19 protein-coding genes are annotated in these 17,691 nt (G+C 67.8%); 12 read left to right on the top strand and 7 right to left on the bottom strand.

Annotation, left to right across the window (positions count from 1 at the left end; all coding sequences use genetic code 11):
* Positions 1-57: 57 nt before the first annotated feature.
* Genes AU198_RS24415 through AU198_RS24455 form a run of 9 tightly spaced genes read left to right on the top strand, consistent with a single transcriptional unit; the run spans position 58 to position 7,810 of the window.
* Positions 58-1,197, top strand: coding sequence for a polyprenyl synthetase family protein (locus tag AU198_RS24415; protein ID WP_064351153.1), 1,140 nt, complete (start codon positions 58-60; stop codon positions 1,195-1,197).
* A complete protein-coding gene (crtI, locus tag AU198_RS24420; RefSeq protein WP_064351214.1) occupies positions 1,197-2,705 on the top strand; it encodes a phytoene desaturase family protein in 1,509 nt (502 codons plus the stop codon). Before AU198_RS24415 ends, crtI begins: the two co-directional genes overlap by 1 nt.
* On the top strand, positions 2,702-3,649 hold the full coding sequence (locus tag AU198_RS24425; protein ID WP_064351154.1) for a phytoene/squalene synthase family protein: 948 nt from the start codon (positions 2,702-2,704) through the stop codon (positions 3,647-3,649). Before crtI ends, AU198_RS24425 begins: the two co-directional genes overlap by 4 nt.
* A gap of 2 nt (positions 3,650-3,651) precedes the next feature.
* Positions 3,652-3,996: a lycopene cyclase domain-containing protein gene (locus tag AU198_RS24430; RefSeq protein ID WP_064351155.1), complete on the top strand. Its 345-nt coding sequence runs from the start codon at positions 3,652-3,654 to the stop codon at positions 3,994-3,996.
* Positions 3,993-4,322: a lycopene cyclase domain-containing protein gene (locus AU198_RS24435; protein ID WP_064351156.1), complete on the top strand. Its 330-nt coding sequence runs from the start codon at positions 3,993-3,995 to the stop codon at positions 4,320-4,322. Before AU198_RS24430 ends, AU198_RS24435 begins: the two co-directional genes overlap by 4 nt.
* Positions 4,319-5,050 (top strand): class I SAM-dependent methyltransferase, encoded by a 732-nt coding sequence (locus AU198_RS24440; RefSeq protein ID WP_064351157.1) that lies wholly within the window; start codon positions 4,319-4,321, stop codon positions 5,048-5,050. Before AU198_RS24435 ends, AU198_RS24440 begins: the two co-directional genes overlap by 4 nt.
* Positions 5,047-6,558 carry an FAD-dependent oxidoreductase gene (locus AU198_RS24445; protein ID WP_064351158.1) on the top strand — a complete coding sequence of 504 codons (1,512 nt, stop codon included), beginning with the start codon at positions 5,047-5,049 and terminating at the stop codon, positions 6,556-6,558. Before AU198_RS24440 ends, AU198_RS24445 begins: the two co-directional genes overlap by 4 nt.
* Entirely contained in the window at positions 6,555-7,562 is a 1,008-nt protein-coding gene (locus AU198_RS24450; RefSeq protein WP_064351159.1) for a Rieske (2Fe-2S) protein, read from the top strand. Before AU198_RS24445 ends, AU198_RS24450 begins: the two co-directional genes overlap by 4 nt.
* A gap of 38 nt (positions 7,563-7,600) precedes the next feature.
* Entirely contained in the window at positions 7,601-7,810 is a 210-nt protein-coding gene (locus tag AU198_RS24455) for a hypervirulence associated TUDOR domain-containing protein (protein WP_064351160.1), read from the top strand.
* 42 nt (positions 7,811-7,852) lie between these two features.
* On the opposite strand, the gene idi is transcribed toward AU198_RS24455, so the two are convergent.
* Positions 7,853-8,416, bottom strand: a complete 564-nt coding sequence (idi, locus tag AU198_RS24460; protein WP_064351215.1) for an isopentenyl-diphosphate Delta-isomerase — start codon at positions 8,414-8,416, stop codon at positions 7,853-7,855.
* A gap of 65 nt (positions 8,417-8,481) precedes the next feature.
* The gene (locus tag AU198_RS24465; RefSeq protein WP_064351161.1) at positions 8,482-9,315 is read right to left on the bottom strand and encodes a MerR family transcriptional regulator; all 834 of its coding nucleotides are present in this window, start codon (positions 9,313-9,315) and stop codon (positions 8,482-8,484) included.
* 132 nt (positions 9,316-9,447) lie between these two features.
* On the opposite strand from AU198_RS24465, the gene AU198_RS24470 reads away from it, so the two are divergent.
* On the top strand, positions 9,448-9,873 hold the full coding sequence (locus AU198_RS24470) for a hypothetical protein (protein ID WP_064351162.1): 426 nt from the start codon (positions 9,448-9,450) through the stop codon (positions 9,871-9,873).
* A gap of 61 nt (positions 9,874-9,934) precedes the next feature.
* Here the strand turns inward: AU198_RS24470 and ilvC are convergent, their stop codons facing one another.
* From ilvC to AU198_RS24485, 3 genes are read right to left on the bottom strand one after another with little or no spacing between them, the layout of a single operon-like run.
* Positions 9,935-10,936 carry a ketol-acid reductoisomerase gene (ilvC, locus tag AU198_RS24475; RefSeq protein ID WP_197416215.1) on the bottom strand — a complete coding sequence of 334 codons (1,002 nt, stop codon included), beginning with the start codon at positions 10,934-10,936 and terminating at the stop codon, positions 9,935-9,937.
* A gap of 44 nt (positions 10,937-10,980) precedes the next feature.
* On the bottom strand, positions 10,981-11,490 hold the full coding sequence (gene ilvN / locus AU198_RS24480; RefSeq protein WP_064351164.1) for an acetolactate synthase small subunit: 510 nt from the start codon (positions 11,488-11,490) through the stop codon (positions 10,981-10,983).
* A complete protein-coding gene (locus AU198_RS24485; RefSeq protein WP_231744773.1) occupies positions 11,490-13,292 on the bottom strand; it encodes an acetolactate synthase large subunit in 1,803 nt (600 codons plus the stop codon). Before AU198_RS24485 ends, ilvN begins: the two co-directional genes overlap by 1 nt.
* A 372-nt stretch (positions 13,293-13,664) precedes the next feature.
* Between AU198_RS24485 and AU198_RS24490 the strand changes: the two genes are divergently transcribed.
* Entirely contained in the window at positions 13,665-14,012 is a 348-nt protein-coding gene (locus AU198_RS24490; protein WP_064351166.1) for a PH domain-containing protein, read from the top strand.
* Here the strand turns inward: AU198_RS24490 and AU198_RS24495 are convergent.
* Positions 14,009-14,836 carry a DoxX family protein gene (locus AU198_RS24495; protein ID WP_064351216.1) on the bottom strand — a complete coding sequence of 276 codons (828 nt, stop codon included), beginning with the start codon at positions 14,834-14,836 and terminating at the stop codon, positions 14,009-14,011. The two genes, AU198_RS24490 and AU198_RS24495, sit on opposite strands and share 4 nt — an antisense overlap.
* 139 nt (positions 14,837-14,975) lie before the next feature.
* Here AU198_RS24495 and AU198_RS24500 point away from each other — a divergent pair, with 139 nt between their 5' ends.
* Positions 14,976-16,097: a PQQ-dependent sugar dehydrogenase gene (locus AU198_RS24500; RefSeq protein ID WP_064351167.1), complete on the top strand. Its 1,122-nt coding sequence runs from the start codon at positions 14,976-14,978 to the stop codon at positions 16,095-16,097.
* 72 nt (positions 16,098-16,169) lie between these two features.
* Here the strand turns inward: AU198_RS24500 and gatB are convergent, their stop codons facing one another.
* Positions 16,170-17,672: an Asp-tRNA(Asn)/Glu-tRNA(Gln) amidotransferase subunit GatB gene (gatB, locus tag AU198_RS24505; protein ID WP_064351168.1), complete on the bottom strand. Its 1,503-nt coding sequence runs from the start codon at positions 17,670-17,672 to the stop codon at positions 16,170-16,172.
* Positions 17,673-17,691: the final 19 nt, after the last annotated feature.

The raw sequence follows: 17,691 nt of genomic DNA on the forward strand, positions 1-17,691 counted from the left end.
CGATTGAGTTCGACCGATTCGGGTACCTGTCATCGCATCGAGTGAAGGGGACGCTGCTTGAGCGGTATCAACGGAAACACGCAGACCCCGGTCCTGTCGGTGTCAGACCTCCCCGCTCCGCCCAGAGGGCTGATGACCACGGCCTTTCCCGAATGGCGCGACGCCATACGCGATGAGGTGCTTCGGTCGCTCAACGAATTCGTCACAACTCGCTGCGCCGACGATCTCAAGTCGGCCGGTGTCGATATCGCCGGCGACGTCCTGAAAGATTTCGTCGACGGCGGAAAGTGCGTCCGCTCGACGTTCGTCTATCTGGGGTGGCTGTGCAACGCCGACGACGATCCCGGGGCGCTGCGGGCGGCGGCGAGCTTCGAACTGCTGCACGCGTTCGCCCTGTTGCAGGACGACGTGATGGACGGCTCCGCGCTGCGGCGCGGGCGACCATCGGCGCACGTGAGATTCGCGCAGTGGCACCGCGAGCGGGCGATGTCGGGTTCACCCGACCGCTTCGGTGAGGCCGCGGCCGTCCTTCTCGGTGATCTGTGCCTGGTGTGGGCTCAACAGATGCTGCGGGAAAGCGGCATCGGCGAGGCCGCGCTGGCGCGGGGCTGGCACAGGTACGACGCGATGCGCACCGAACTCGCCGTCGGCCAGTTCGCCGACCTGGTCAACGACGCCGCCGAATTCCCCGAGTGGGAACGGGTTCTCGACGTGCTGCGGCGCAAGTCGGGCAACTACACCGTGCGCAGACCGCTCGAGATCGGCGCCGACATGGCCGGATGCCCGCCCCGTGTGCTGATGTTGCTCGGCGAGTACGGCGAAGCGGTCGGCGAGGCCTTCCAGCTGCGCGACGACGTGCTCGGCATCTTCGGGTCCCCCGAGATCACCGGCAAGCCGGCCGGCAGCGACCTCTTCGAGCACAAGGCGACCAGCGTCGTGGTGGCCGCCTACCACCTCGCGGACGCGAGCCTCCGCCGCGACCTCACCCGTCTGATGAGCGCCCCCGACCTTGACGACGAGGACATCCGCCGGTGGCGCGAACTGATCGTCGCGACCGGCGCACTGGAATGGGTTGAACAGCTGATCGATTCGCGGCTCACCCGCGCACTCGAGCTGGTCGACACCCGGCAACTGAACCCGTTGATCCGCACCGCACTTGCCGACATGGCCGTCGCCTGCACCGAACGGGCCGCATGATGCGCACCGTCGCGGGCCGCACCGACCACGTCGTCGTGATCGGCGCAGGGTTGTCCGGGCTGTCGGCGGCGCTACAGCTCGCCGGACGAGGTCGACGCGTGACGGTCCTCGAACGCGGACATCACCCGGGAGGGCGCGTCGGCCGCGCCGATATCGACGGGTACCGCCTCGACACCGGTCCGACCGTCCTGACGATGCCCGACATCATCGACGACGCGTTCGCCGCCGTCGGCGAGACCGCCGCGGACCGACTCGAGCTGATGGACGTCGACCCCGCCTACCGCGCGTCGTTCGCCGACGGCAGCTCACTTCACGTCCGCGCCGAAGCGGGCGCGATGGCCGCCGAGATCGAGGGCTTCGCCGGCCCCGACCAAGCGGAGGGTTATCTGCGCCTTCGCGATTGGCTGACCAAGCTGTACCGCGTCGAGTTCGACGGGTTCATCGCCGCGAACTTCGACTCGCCACTGTCGCTTCTGACACCGCAGCTCGCCCGGCTGACCGCCATCGGCGGGTTCCGGCGGTGGGACAGGATGGTGCGCCGATTCATCAGCGATGAGCGACTGCAGCGGGTGTTCACCTTTCAGGCGTTGTACGCGGGTGTGCCGCCGCACCGGGCGCTGGCGGTGTACGCGGTGATCGCCTACATGGACACGATCTCCGGCGTGTACTTCCCCCGCGGCGGTGTGCGGGCGTTGCCCGATGCGCTGGCCGCGGCCGCGACCGACGCCGGTGTCGAATTCCGTTACGGCTCGGCGGTTTCGGCGTTGGAGCGCACCGGCGACCGGGTCGTCGCGGTGCACACCGAGGGCGGTGAGCGGGTCACCGCCGACGCGGTGGTGCTGACCACCGAACTACCCGACACCTACCGGTTGCTCGGTCGCACGCCGCGACGCGCGCTGCCGCTGCGGCCCGCCCCGTCGGCGGTGGTGGCCCACATCGGCTGCCGCGCAGTGGGTCCAGACGTCGGACACCACACCATCGTTTTCGGCGACGAGTGGGAGAAGACGTTCACCGACATCATTGACGACGGACGCGTGATGTCGGACCCGTCGCTGCTGGTGACCCGACCCACCGCCGGCGACCCGTCACTGGCACCCGCGGGCCGGGATCTGCTGTACATCCTGGCTCCCGCCCCCAACCTCGCAGTGGGGCATATCGATTGGGCATCGGCGCGCGACGATTACGTGCGGCACATGATGGACGTGGTGAGCTCGCGGCTCCCGCAGGTGGGGGTCGACCCCGAGGTGCTGCACGTGGTGGATCCCGCGGACTGGGCGCGCCAGGGGATGGCCGCGGGAACCCCGTTCGCGCTGGCTCACACGTTCGGCCAGACCGGCCCCTTCCGTCCCGCCAACACCGTTCGCGGCGTCGCCAACGTGGTGTTGGCGGGTTCGTCGACCGTTCCGGGAGTCGGCGTGCCGACCGCGCTGCTGTCCGGGCGGCTGGCGGCCGACCGAATCACCGGCCTGCCAGTCCGGCGGGCCCGAAGCCAGGTGGTGCAAGCATGATCGGTTCCGAACTCGACGCCGCGGGCGTACACGACCCGGTACTGCGCGAGGCCTATCGCCGTTGCCGCACGATCAACGCCGAACACGGCCGCACCTTCTTCTTGGCCACCCGGCTGCTCGCACCCGAACAGCGCCCCGCCGTCCACGCGCTGTACGGATTCGCCCGCCGCGCCGACGACATCCTCGACGACTTCGATCCCGTCATCAGCATGGACGAACGCGCCGACCAGTTGCAGCGGCTGGCCACACAGCTGTTCAACCGGCTCGCGCAGGGCAGCAGCGACGACGGCGATCCTTGTCTGGCCGCGGTGGTGCACTGCGCCCGTCGGTACGGCATCCCGTGGGAACTGTTCGACGACTTTCTCGGCTCCATGCGCATGGACCTGACCGTCACCGACTACCCCGACCGCGCCGCCCTCGATCGCTACATGTACGGCTCGGCGGAGGTCATCGGTCTACAACTGCTACCCGTGCTGGGCACCGTCGGCCCGCTCGAAGAGGCCGCGCCGTATGCGGCAGCACTCGGAAAAGCGTTCCAGCTCACGAATTTCCTGCGCGACATCGACGAAGACCTCGAGCGCGGCCGGGTCTATCTGCCCGCCGACGAACTCGCCGCGCACGGGGTCGACCGGGATGTGCTCACCTGGTGCCACGAGAACCGCCGCACCGACGCGAAGGTGCGTCGGGCGCTGGTCGAACAGCACGCCATCAACCGGCGCGTGTACGACTTCGCGCGGCGCGGTATCGCCCATCTGAGCCCGCGGTCGCGCCCCTGCGTGTCGGCGGCCCTCACCCTGTACTCCGAGATCCTGGACCGTATCGAGCAAATCGACTTTGCCGTGTTCAGCCAGCGCGCCACCGTCGGCACGACTCGCCGCATCCGCGTCGGGTGCGCCGGACTACTCAAGGCGTGGAGGGCACGGCGTCAGGTACCGAAGGCGTGACGATGGACAACTGGCACTACCTGTTGGTTCTGGCCGCCTGCCTGCTGATCACGGCACCGTTGGAGATCTTCGGCGACGGTGTGTACCGGCAGGCGCGGCGCGCCGCGGCCGCGATCCTGCCCGTGGCAGCCGTATTCGTGCTCTGGGATGTGATCGCCATCTTCGCCGACGTGTGGACGTACAACTCGAAGTACGTCACCGGGATCGACATCCCCGGCGTCATGCCGATCGAGGAACTGCTGTTCTTCATCGTGATCCCGCTGTGCGGATTGTTGACCTACAACGCCGTCACCACGATCCTGACCTGGTTGCAACGGACGCGGGATCGTGTGGAGCAAGCCAAATGACCGGACTCGGATACACGGTGCCCGCCGTGCTCGCGGTGATCGCCGTGTGCGCCCTGGAATTGGGCGTACTACGCACCGGGCTGTTCCGTAAGCCCGCGTACTGGATCTCGATGGCGATCGTCCTCGGTTTCCAGATACCGGTCGACGGTTGGCTCACCAAGCTCAGCGCACCCATCGTCATCTACGACGAACGGCACACCAGCGGCATCCGATTCCCGTTCGACATACCGGTCGAGGACTTCCTTTTCGGCTGGGCGATGGTCACCGCGGTGTTGCTGCTGTGGGAACGCCAGCGGCTGCACGCACAGAGGAGGAACGCGTCGTGAAACTCAATGCGGGCCGTGACGCCGGTGACCCCGCGGATGTCCCCGCCGCCTTCGACGAGGGCGCACCGGCCTACGACACGCTGGTCGACTCCAATCCCGGATACCATGAGCACCTGCGGATTTCGGCGCAGCGGATGCGGTTGCCCGATGAGGGTCGCGGGCTGCGCCTGCTGGATGCAGGCTGCGGCACCGGCGCATCGACTGCGGCGCTGCTGTCGGCGGCTCCGCACGCGGAGATCGTCGGTGTCGACGGCTCCGAAGGCATGCTGGCCGAGGCGCGGGCCAAACAGTGGCCGCCGTCGGTGCGGTTCGTCCACAGCCGGATCGAGGACCTTGCCGCCGCCGGCGTGAGCGGACCGTTCGACGGCATCTTCGCTGCCTACCTCATCCGCAACCTCCCCGACCCCGACGCCCAACTGCGGGAGTTCGGCGCGCTCCTGCGCCCGGGAGCGACGCTGGCGGTTCACGAGTACTCGGTGCGCGACTCACGTCTCGCGACCGCTCTGTGGAACGCCGTGTGCGCCACCATCATCATTCCCAGCGGACGTCTCCGCAGCGGTGACGCCTCGCTGTACCGGTATCTGCGGCGCAGCGTGAACCGCTTCGACGGTGCCGCTGATTTTCGTGATCGCTTGCGCCGCAACGGATTCACCGCCGTGCACAGCGAGACGATGCCGGGCTGGCAGCGCAACATCGTGCACACCTTCCTCGCCGAGGCGCCCCGATGACCGATCCGCACCGCATCACGCACTCCGCACCGCCGCCTGACCGGGAAGCGCCGTCGGACAAACCGCACGTGGTCGTCGTCGGAGGGGGGATCGCGGGCTTGGCCGCCGCCACCGGTCTGGCCGAACGCGGGGTGAGCGTCGACGTCCTCGAACGCGAGACGTACCTCGGCGGTCGCGTCGGGGGGTGGACCGATTCGCTAGATGACGACTCCCCCGTCGCGATGAACCGCGGTTTTCACGCCTTCTTCCGGCAGTACTACAACCTGCGAAACCTGTTGCGGCGCATCGATCCGGCGTTGGGCATGCTCACGGCGGTCTCCGACTATCCCCTGGTCGATGCGCACGGTCGACGCGACACGTTCCGCGGTCTGCCGCAGACGCCCCCGTGGAACGCCGTGGCTTTCGCGCTGCGCAGCCCCACGTTCCGGTTTCGTGACCTGGTGCGGCTCAACGCACGCGCGGCGGCGCCCCTGGCCGCGGTGTCGGTTCCCGAGATCTATGACCGTCTCGACCATGTCGACGCCGATACCTTCCTGCGCAATATCAACTTCCCCGAACCCGCTCGCCACCTGGCCTTCGAGGTCTTCTCGCGGAGTTTCTTCGCCGAGCCGACCAACCTCTCGGCCGCCGAGCTGGCGACGATGTTCCACATCTACTTCCTGGGCTCCAGCGAGGGCCTGGTATTCGACGTCGCGAATGCGAACTTCGATACGGCGCTGTGGAATCCGTTGCGCGCCTATCTGCAATCGCTGGGAGTCGGTATACACACCGGCGTCTCGGTGACCGAGATACGCACCGGGGACCGCTTCGCAGTGCACTCCGACGGTGGCGATCCCATTGAGGCCGACGGCGTGGTGCTGGCCACCGATGTCTCAGGCCTGCAGCACATCGTCGGCAATTCGGCGTCGCTCGGCGATGACGAATGGCGGTCCCGGATCGCCGCGATGGGTACCGCGGCGCCGTTCGTCGTGCAGCGACTGTGGTTGGACCGGCCCGTCGATCCAGATCGTTCGGCCTTTCTCGGGACGGGCGGCCGACCGCCGCTGGACAATGTGAGTGTGCTGGACAGATACGAGCGGGAGGCGGCGACGTGGTCGCGGCGAACCGGCGGCTCCGTGGTGGAGCTGCACTCGTACGCGGTGACCGGCAGTTCGAACGTTGTGCTCGAGCGGTTGCCGATGCGGATGCGCGAGCTGTATCCAGAAACGGTCGGCGCCAAGGTTCTCGGTGAGCGGGTGCTGTGCCGGCAGGACTGCCCGCGCTTCGCCCCCGGCGACTTCGCGCACCGCCCTTCAGTTTCCACGCCGCAGGCCGGCCTGGTGCTGGCCGGTGACGGTATCCGCATCGACCTGCCGGTCGCGCTGATGGAGCGGGCCGCCACCACCGGATGGTCGGCGGCCAACCTGCTGCTGAAGCGCTTCGGCCTCACCGGTCACGACCTGCAGACGGTTCCCACCCAGGGCCGCTTCGCGCCCCTGCGTCGGCTGGCCGAAAGGCAATACGCATGACCATGCTCTCCGAGCTCATGGCGCGGTTGGCGAAAACCACGCCGTTCGAACTGCTTCCACGCGCCACGTGGTCCGGTCAACGGCCGACATACGACGATGCCCAGCCGTCGCTGATCCACAGCGCGCTGCGCCGCTCGCAGCGCAGGCCGAGCGGCAACTGGTATGCGTTCGCGGCCAGCGACACCATCACCAAGCGACCGGTAAGCGCCACGGTCGGCGGTATCGAACTGGTCGCCTGGCGCGGCAACGACGGCAGTCTCGCGGTCGGCCCGGCGTCCTGCCCGCACCTCGGCGCCGACCTGTCCACCGGGACCGTCGAGTGCGGCACCTTGATCTGCCCGTGGCACGGCCTGCGCTTCGACGGCGGTCGGACCTGGACCTGGCGACCCTACCCCGCCCACGACGACGGTGTACTCGCATGGGTGCGGCTCGACGCGCTCGGCGGCGAAACCCCCACCGAGACACCGATACTGCCGAGGCGGCCCGACACACCGCGGCTGTCGGCAGTGACGCGGTTGGTCGGCACCTGTGAGCCCAGCGACGTGATCGCCAACCGGCTCGACCCGTGGCACGGGGCGTGGTTCCACCCGTACTCGTTCACGCGGCTCGACGTGCTGTCGGCGCCGGCGGCCGACGACGATCTCCCCGAAGACGCCGACCGATTCCTCGTCGCGGTCACCTTCCGCATCGGGCGACTCGGTGTCCCGGTGATCGCGGAGTTCACCGCGCCGGAGCCGCGCACCATCACCATGCGCATCATCGACGGCGAAGGTGCGGGAAGCGTGGTCGAGACGCACGCGACACCCCTCGGCCCCGACCGGGACGGCGCTCCGCGCACCGCTGTCATCGAGGCGGTCATCGCACACTCCGACCGTCCCAAATTCGCGCACGCGCTCCGGGGCGCGCCGCTGATCACACCGTTCATGCGATATGCGGCCACCCGCTTGTGGCGTGACGATCTGGCTTACGCCGAACGGCTCTACCGGCAACGCTCGCGGCCCTGAGCTGTTTTGCGTAGCGGCACCCGGGTATACCGCCACAGATGAGCAAGGACATCCACAAAGGCGACAAGGTGCAGTGGAAGAGCCACGGCACCAACGTGACTGGCACCGTCGAGGAGAAGATCACCTCAGACACGGAGGCCGCGGGTCGCACGGTGCGCGCCGACGCCGACAACCCGCAGTATCGGGTGCGCAGCGACAAGAGCGGCCGCGACGCGGTGCACAAGCCGGAATCGCTGAAGAAGAAGTAGCCACTCCGCCCGGCGTCCGAGCGAACGGGTGGCGTTACTCGCTCATGAGCCGGGATCCGACCCCTGCACGTAGGCCTCGTCGAGCAGCGGTATCTGCTCCATCGCCCACGGACTGATCGACCAGGGCAACCCGACCGCCGAGCGCAGTTGTTCCCATGAGACCCACATCCACTCCATGACCTCGGCTGGATCCGGCCGCAGTCGCCCGTCGCACCGGGCGAAGAACACCGGACAGATCTCGTTCTCGACCGTGCCGTCGGCCGCGACCGCGCGGTACCGGAAGTCCGGTAGAACGCACTCCGGCGATTGGATCGATACGCCCAACTCCTGGACGGCGCGGCGGCGCACCGCATCCTCCACCTGCTCGCCCGGCGCCGGGTGGCCGCAGAAGGAGTTGGACCACACACCCGGCCACGTCGTCTTCTTCAGCGCGCGACGGGTCAGAAGCACGCGACCGTCCTCATCGAACAGGTAGCAGGAGAAGCCGAGGTGAAGCGGTGTCGCGGCGTGGTGCACGGTCGTTTTGGCGGCGCTGCCGATCTCGCGGCCCTCTTCATCGAGAAGGACGACGCACTCGTTCGTCGTGGCCGTGCTCGTCGTGGTCACCGAAGACACCTCATCTGTGTACCCAATTCCACCGGGCTAACCGACGCACAGACGATGCAACCCGGTCATCGGGTGCCGCCACACCATTCGATGGCTTCACGAAGGCTGTGCACGCGGGCGGCCCCGTCGACGCCGGCGGCCTCCCACCCGGTGCCGCCGAGCACGACGTCGGCCTCGGCGGTGGCCGCCGTGACCATCTCCATGTCGGCGGTATCGGAGGTGTGTGACCACAGCACCACCCGGGCGGACGGCCGCACGCGGCCGATCGCCTCGGTCAGCGCCGCTGTCGGAACGTCGGCACCGAGCATCACCGCACTGCGTCCCCGCTCGGCGAGGGCGGCGCGAAGTGCCTCGAGCGGCAACACATGCGCTTCGCGCGCGGTGCACGCCAGGATGACCGCGGTCGATGCGTCGAGGCGGATGAGTGGAGCCGCGTGCAATGAGCGCGACACCGCCCACGACAGGGCGTGCTCGACGTCGACGCAGCCGCCTTCCTGGTCCTGCCTGGACACGATCGCCGCGAACGCCGGCCGGACCAGCAGGTCCCATGTGTCGACCACCCCGAAGTGACGCAGGTGGGCCTCCAGGAGCCGACCCAGCGAGGCGAGGTCGAGATCGAATGCGGCCGACAACAACGCGTCCGCGTCGCCGCGGCGCGGCGCGACGGCCCCGGACGCCAGTCGGGCAGCGCTGCGGGCGCTGGTGCCCTGCCCGATGAGCCGGTGCATGTGCTGCACGGCGGCGATGTCGTTGTCGCTGTAGAGCCGGTGTCGACCCGGGCGGTGCTGCGATGGTCCGACGCCGTATCGCTGGCTCCAGCTGCGCAGGGTCGCGGTCGGCACGCCGACGCGCTCGGCCACCACGCGGACGGTGTACCGCGGTGTGTCAGCGTCATCCATGGGGCCTGCTAACTGGGGTTTCGGCCTAGCGAGGGTTCACCGATAGCACGATGAGCAAACCATCAATGCGAAACCGATGCATCGTTCGTTATCTGGATATTGTTGCGGTCGGAACCGGGTACTTCTAGCCCCATGACCCAGAAGGACGAACAACACAGCCGGCCCGAGGGACTCGACGACGCGACCGTCGAGGCCGTCGGCGAGGTCTCGGAGGCATTGGAGTGGGTGGAACGCGCACGCGGCCATCTGTATTCGTTCCACCAGCTGATGGGTCGCGCCGACCTTCAGCTCGGCGAGGCGTGTGACAAGCTGCGCGACGCCGGCCATGACGGCGTCGCCGAACGTCTGGAGTCCGAACTCGTCGGCCGCAACGTGCTTTACGGTCGCTGGACCTTCCAGATCGTCGAGGACTTCGACGACAACTACTGGTCGGTGTTCCGCGACCATGAACGCCAGGTGCGCGACGAACTACAGCAGGGCCGCAGGCACGTGTTCGAGTCCGAGATGAAGGAGCGGCGCCGCACCCAGGGTCGCCCCGGGCACGAGCACCGCCCCTGATCCGTGTGACTTGTGGAGCGGTAGCGGCGGTGAGCGCCGCCGCGGCTCCACAAATCGCGGCTTAAGCCGTCTCGGTGATGGGCCGGTCCACCCAGCTCATCAGGTCGCGCAGCTTCTTGCCGGTCACCTCGATCGGATGCTCGGCGTTCTTCTTGCGCAGCGCCTCGAGCTCCTTGTTACCGCCCTCGACGTTGGCCACCAGTTTCTTGACGAAGGTGCCGTCCTGAATTTCGGAGAGAATGGCGCGCATCCGCTCCTTGGTGTCGGCGTCGATCACCCGCGGCCCGGAGAGGTAGCCGCCGAACTCCGCGGTGTCGGACACCGAGTAGTTCATCCGCGCGATGCCACCCTCGTACATCAGGTCCACGATCAGCTTGAGCTCGTGCAGCACCTCGAAGTACGCCAGCTCCGGCGCGTACCCGGCCTCGACCATGACCTCGAAACCGGTCTTGACGAGTTCCTCTGTGCCGCCGCACAAGACGGCCTGCTCGCCGAACAGGTCGGTCTCCGTCTCGTCTTTGAAGGTGGTCTTGATGACGCCTGCGCGGGTGCCGCCGATGCCCTTGGCGTACGACAGTGCGAGCGCCTGCCCCTCACCCTTGGGATCCTGATCGATCGCGATCAGACAGGGCACGCCCTTACCGTCGACGAACTGCCTGCGCACCAGGTGGCCCGGACCTTTCGGGGCGACCATGCCGATCGTGACGCTGGCCGGCGGCTTGATCAGGTCGAAGTGGATGTTGAGGCCGTGCCCGAAGAACAGCGCGTTGCCGTCTTCGAGGTTGGGTTGGATGTCGTTGGCGAAGATCTCGGCCTGGGCGGTGTCGGGCGCCAACAGCATGATGACGTCGGCCCACTTGGCGACCTCGGCGGGCGTGTCGACCTCGAGGCCCTGCTCGGCGACTTTCTCGCGCGACTTCGACCCTTCCTTGAGGCCGACCTTCACCTGGACACCGGAGTCGCGCAGGCTCAACGAGTGCGCGTGCCCCTGGCTGCCGTAGCCGATGACCCCGACCTTGCGTCCCTGAATGATCGACAAGTCCGCGTCGTCGTCATAGAACATCTCTACTGCCACTGAATTTCCTTATCTCTCACCTGATTTGGGGTTTACTTCGTGGTCCCGATACTGCGCGGACCGCGCGACAGCGACACCACACCGGACTGCACGATCTCGCGGATTCCGAAGGGCTCCAACACCCGCAGCAGCGCCTCGAGCTTCTCGGGTGTACCGGTCGCCTCGACCGTCAACGACTCGGTCGATACGTCGACGACCTTCGCGCGGAACAAGTTCACCGCCTCGATGACCTGACCGCGGGTCGACGCGTCGGTGCGCACCTTGATCAGCGCGAGCTCGCGCGACACCGAGTTCTCTTCCTCCTGCTCGACGATCTTGATCACGTTCACCAGCTTGTTGAGCTGTTTGGTGATCTGCTCGAGCGGCGCTTCGTCCACGCTGACGACGATCGTCATCCGCGACATGTTCTTCTGCTCGGTCGCACCGACCGCCAGGGACTGAATGTTGAAGCCGCGCCGGGAGAACAGCGACGCGACCCGCGCCAAGACACCCGGTTTGTCCTCGACCAGAACCGACAACGTCTGCGTGGCGGCGGTACTCATCAGGCGTGCCCCTCTTCCGGATCGTCGAACAGCGGGCGGATACCGCGCGCGGCCTGGATCTCGTCGTTGCTCGTGCCCGCCGCGACCATGGGCCACACCTGAGCGTCTGCGCCGACGATGAAGTCGATCACGACCGGACGGTCGTTGATCTCGCGTGCCTGGCGGATCACGTCCTCGACGTCTTCGGCCCGCTCGCAACGCAATCCGACACACCCGAGCGCCTCGGCGAGCTTGACGAAGTCGGGGATGCGATGCGAGTGCGTGGCCAGATCCGTTTGGCTGTACCGCTCTTCGTAGAACAGCGTCTGCCACTGGCGCACCATGCCGAGGTTGCCGTTGTTGATCAGCGCCACCTTGATCGGCGCCCCCTCGACGGCGCAGGTGGCCAACTCCTGGTTGGTCATCTGGAAGCAACCGTCGCCGTCGATGGCCCAGACCTCGGCCTCGGGGCGGCCGAACTTGGCCCCCATCGCCGCGGGCACGGCGTAGCCCATGGTGCCCAGCCCTCCGGAGTTGAGCCACGTCTTGGGCTTCTCATAGGAGATGAACTGCGCGGCCCACATCTGGTGCTGGCCGACACCGGCGACGTACACCGCCTCCGGCCCGGCCATCTTGCCCAGCGTCTCGATGACGTACTCCGGGGACAGGCTGCCGTCGCTCTGGGGCCCGTAACTCAACGGGTAGGTCGCCTGCACACCGCCCAGGTACTCCAACCAGTTGTCGATCTTGATCGCGTCGGCGGTGTCGTCACGGCGTAGCGCCACCACCAGATCGGCGATGACGGCCTTGACGTCACCCACGATCGGCACGTCGGCGTGGCGGTTCTTGCCGATCTCGGCGGGGTCGATGTCGGCGTGGATGACCTTGGCGTCCGGCGCGAAGGAGTCCAGCCGCCCGGTCACCCGGTCGTCGAAACGGGTGCCCAGCGCGATCAGCAGGTCGCTGCGCTGCAGGGCGGCCACCGCAGACACCGTGCCGTGCATCCCCGGCATGCCCATGTTCTGCGGATGGCTGTCGGGGAACGCCCCGCGCGCCATCAGCGTGGTGACGACCGGGATTCCGGTGAGCTCGGCCAGCTCCAGCAGCTCCTCGCTGGCCTCACCGCGGATCACCCCGCCACCGACGTAGAGCACCGGCTTGCGCGCGGCGGCGATCAGTTTGGCGGCCTCGCGGATCTGGCGGTTGTGCGGTTTGGTGTTCGGCTTGTAGCCCGGCAGGTCGATGCGCGGCGGCCAGCTGAAGGTGCACTGCCCCTGCAGAACGTCCTTGGGAATGTCGACGAGCACCGGCCCCGGGCGGCCCGAGGACGCGATATGGAACGCCTCGGCGATGGCCTGCGGGATCTCGTCGCCGCTACGCACCAGGAAGTTGTGCTTGGTGATCGGCATCGTGATGCCCGAGATGTCGGCCTCTTGGAACGCATCGGTGCCGATCAGGCCGCGTCCGACCTGGCCGGTGATCGCGACCACCGGAATCGAGTCCATGTGCGCGTCGGCCAACGGCGTGACGAGGTTGGTCGCACCGGGTCCCGACGTGGCCATCATCACGCCGACCTTGCCGGTCGCGTGGGCGTAACCGCTGGCCGCATGGCCGGCGCCCTGCTCGTGCCGGACCAGGACGTGGCGCAGCTTCTTGGAGTCGAACAGCGGGTCGTACACCGGCAGCACCGCGCCGCCGGGGATCCCGAAGATGGTGTCGACGTCGAGTTCCTCCAGCGACCGGATGACCGCCTGTGCGCCGGTCATCTGTTGCGGCGCAGCACGTTTGGCCGGTGCGGGCGCCGACTTGGCCGCGGGCTGCATGGCATGTCCGTCGTCGGGCACGGTTGCCGCCACCTGCTCCAGCGGTCGGGTTGTTGGTGCGCTCACGGTGTTCGCTCTCCTAAGTACTTCTTCGGATCCGTCTCTAGGGTCTCAAATTCGGTGGTCGGGCAAGAAAAAACCCCCGTCAGCTGGGTTGCTGTACGAGGGTCGCGCGTGGGTGCCGGAGTTATGCCCGAGTACGGGCGAGCGCGGCATCAACGCGCTTCCCGATTACTACGAGCAACCCCGGGGCCTGCATAACCGTCGACGGTAGCCTCTGCACTGGTCACCGGTCAAATTGCGGCACGGTGCGAAGATGGCGGGGTGAGTCCGAAGGCCGCACCCGCTCCCGTCGTCATCCGCATCTCTCCCATGGCGCATTTCGCCGTCGCCTTTCTGGCGTTCAGCATGCTTTCGCTGGTTCTGGCGGGCCTCACCTGGGTGGCGGCCCTGCTGATCATCCCGATCGTGTTGGCGGTGTTCGTCGCGCGCTATCGGACCGTCGCCGACCGCGATCACGTGACCGCGCGCACGCTATGGGGCAGCGAGACCGTCGACTGGAGCGATATCGACGGCCTGCGGTTCGGCAAAGGGTCATCGGCCTACGCCCACCTGAAGGACGGCAGGGACCTGCGGCTGCCCGCGGTGACTTTCGCGACGTTGCCGCTGCTGGCCGAGGCGAGCGGCGGGCGTGTGCCGAATCCGTATTCGAAGGATTAGGCGAACGGGTTGCCGCCGTTGAGCAGCACCCAGATCGCCACACCCGCGCCCGCGCCGAGCACCAGCGCGCCGAGCGAGCCGAGGAAGGGCCGGCGCGCCCAACCGCGTCCGGCGTCGAATCCGTACCGGCCGGGCCCGGTCAACACCAGCGCCGCCACCGCGCACGTCAGGAACACCTTGTACTCGTGTCCATCGGTGAGGAAGTCCGAAAGCCGCGCCTCCTCGTGGGCGACCATCGCCTCGGCCAGCACGCCGGTCACCAGATACGCCAGCGCACCGGCCGCGGCCACGGGCGTGAAGAGACCCAGGATGAGTAGCACCCCGGCGGCGATCTGCCCGAAGGCGCCGACGTAGGTCAGGATGTCGGCATAGCGGAAGCCCATATCGGACAGCTCCGCTTCCCAGCCGTTGAGCCCGGGGCCACCCCACAGGCCGAACGCCTTCTGCAGGCCGTGGCCGATGAACAGGGCGCCCACCGCGAGCCGCAACAGCAGAAGGCCGAGGTCGAGGGTGCCGCGCCGCTCGGGCGCCACGCGGAACGGATCGGGGCCGACCTCCGCCGGTTCCGCCGAGTAGTCGAGTGCATGCCGTCCGCCGGGCTGCACGTACGGCAGCGGCTCGGGATCGTTGAGCAGTCCGAAGCCGGTGGAGACCGGCGCTCCGGTGTTCGAGTCGTAGTGCGGGATCGCGGTGGTCTCGAAGTCGCCGGCGTAGTTGGCCGACGGGAGATCGTCTTCAGGGTCGACCAGGCTCGCCGACACGGGCCGCCCGGGCGCGTCGTCAGGCCGTTGCCAGGCGCGTGGGTCATTGGAATGACTGGTCACCATGCCAGCGTAAGTGCTCGTCACCCGGTAGCCGGGTATTGGCGCGGTGCTTTCGGGGCCTTAATTCGCCGACCGTTCGCGGCGCGGTCCAGCGGGTGTCCGTGGCGAACACCTCCGAATGATCCGTAACCTGGCTCGCATGAAACTGCGCCGGCCGATGCGGGGTGTGCTCGCTGTGGCGTGTGCGGCGTTGCTCGTCGGGTCGGGGTGCGCGCGATTCGACGATCTGCAATCGCAACCGTTCACCACCGAGCCCCAGCTCGAGCCCGGCCCGACGTCGACACCGCCGCCACCGCCGCCGCTGCCGCCGACGCCGTTTCCGAAGGAGTGCCCGGCGCCCGGCGTCATGCAGGGTTGTCTGGAAAGCACCAGCGGCCTGATCATGCTGCCCGACAGCCAGTCGGCCCTGGTCGCCGAGCGCACGACCGGTGTGGTCAAAGAGGTCTCGGTTCGGGCCGAGCCCAAGGTCAAGACGACGCTGCCGGTCGACGGCTCGGGCGACGGCGGGCTGATGGACATCGTGCTGTCACCGACGTACCAACAGGACCGGCTGATGTACGCATACGTCAGCACCCCCACCGACAACCGCGTCGTCCGCATCGCCGACGGCGACATCCCCAAACCGATCCTGACCGGTATCCCGAAGGGCGCCACCGGTAACACGGGCGCGTTGATCTTCACCAGCCCGACGACGCTACTCGTGCAGACCGGCGACGCGGGCAATCCCGCCGATGCCGCGAACCCGGGGTCGCTGGCCGGTAAGGCATTGCGGATCGAGCAGCCCACGACGGTCGATCAGGCCCCGACTACCACGGCGCTGTCGGGTTTGGGTGCCGCGGGCGGTATGTGCCTGGACCACTCGGACGGATCGCTGTACATCACCGATCGCGCCCCCACTGGCGACCGGCTGCAGCGCATCACCAAGGATTCCAAGACGTCGACGGTGTGGACCTGGCCTGACCGCCCCGGTGTCGCGGGCTGCGCCGCGCTCGACGGGTCGGTCCTGGTCAACCTGGTCAACACCAAGCAAACCGTCGCCGTGCGGCTCGCACCCGAGACGGGCGCGGTGACCGGCGATCCCGAGGTGGTGCGCCAGGACCAGCACGGCCACGCCTGGGCGCTGGCGATGTCGCCCGACGGCAACATCTGGGGCGCCACGATCAACAAGACGGCCGGCGATGCGCAGAAGCTCGACGACGTGGTCTTCCCGCTGTTCCCGCAGGGCGGCGGCTTCCCGCGCAACCCGGCCGACAACACCTGATCGGATGCGCCGGAAACTGCGCCCAGGGCTGTGAAATGAGCGCCGCCGACGACCCTGTGTGCGCTTTCGGCGCTAGCTGCAGGCCGCCAAGACCAGCTCGCGCACCCGCGCCGCGTCGGCCTGACCCTTGGTGGCCTTCATGACCGCGCCGACGATCGCCCCCGCGGCCTGCACCTTGCCGCCCCGAATCTTCTCGACGATGCCGGGGTTGGCCGCCAGCGCCTCGTCGACGGCGGCCTGCAGTGCCGAATCGTCGCGCACGACCTCGAGGCCGCGGTCCTTCATCACCTGCTCGGGTTCGCCCTCACCGGCCAACACCCCCTCGACGACCTGCCGGGCGAGCTTGTTGGACAGCTTGCCGTCGTCGACGAGCTTCACGACCGCGGCCACCTGCGCGGGCGTGATCGGCAAATCGGACACCGGCACTCCATCTTCATTGGCCTTCTGCACCAGGAAGTTTCCCCACCACGCCCGGGCCGCGTCGCTGGATGCACCCTGTTCGACGGTGGCGGCGATCAGGTCGAGGGCGCCGATGTTGACAAGGTCGCGCATCACCTCGTCGGAAATTCCCCATTCTTCCTGAATCCGCTTGCGGGACAGCCACGGAAGCTCGGGGATCGTCGCACGCAGCCGCTCGATCCACTCCGCATCCGGCGCCACCGGCTCGAGGTCGGGCTCGGGGAAATACCGGTAGTCCTCCGCGGTTTCCTTACTGCGCCCCGGCGAGGTGTACCCGTCCTCGTGAAAGTGCCTCGTTTCCTGCGTGATTCGTCCCCCGGATTCGAGAACCGCGCCCTGGCGTCGCATCTCGTAGCGGACGGCGACCTCGACGCTCTTGAGCGAGTTGACGTTCTTGGTTTCGGTTCGGGTGCCGAACTCCCTGCGGCCTGTCGGCTTGAGCGATACGTTGGAGTCACAGCGCATCGATCCCTGGTCCATGCGGACATCGGAGACACCCAGACCACGCAGCAGATCCCGCAGCGCCGTCACGTAGGCACGGGCGATCTCGGGCGCACGCTCGCCGGCACCCTCGATGGGCTTGGTGACGATCTCGATCAACGGCACACCCGACCGGTTGTAGTCGATCAGCGAGGTGGTGGCGCCCTCGATGCGACCGGTCTCGCTACCGAGGTGGGTCAGCTTGCCCGTGTCCTCCTCCATGTGGGCGCGCTCGATCTCGACCCGCCAGGTCGAACCGTCGTCGAGCGGCACGTCGAGGTGACCGTTGATCGCGATCGGCTCGTCGTACTGCGAGATCTGGTAGTTCTTCGGCATGTCCGGATAGAAGTAGTTCTTGCGGGCGAACCGGCACCACGGGACGATCTCGCAGTTCAGCGCCAACCCGATCCGGATCGCCGACTCGACGGCCTTCTCGTTGAGCACCGGCAGCGAGCCGGGCAGACCCAGACAGACGGGACACACCTGGGTGTTGGGTTCGGCGCCGAACCTGTTGGCGCAACCGCAGAACATCTTGGTCGCGGTGGACAGCTCGACGTGGACTTCCAGCCCGAGCACGGGCTCGTAGCGGGCGACGACGTCGTCGTAGTCCAACAGGTCGGCGGTCGCAGCAGTCATGACCCCGATCCTAGTAAGC

It is taken from the genome of Mycobacterium sp. GA-1199, from assembly GCF_001500045.1.
In the GTDB taxonomy this organism is placed as follows: domain Bacteria; phylum Actinomycetota; class Actinomycetes; order Mycobacteriales; family Mycobacteriaceae; genus Mycobacterium.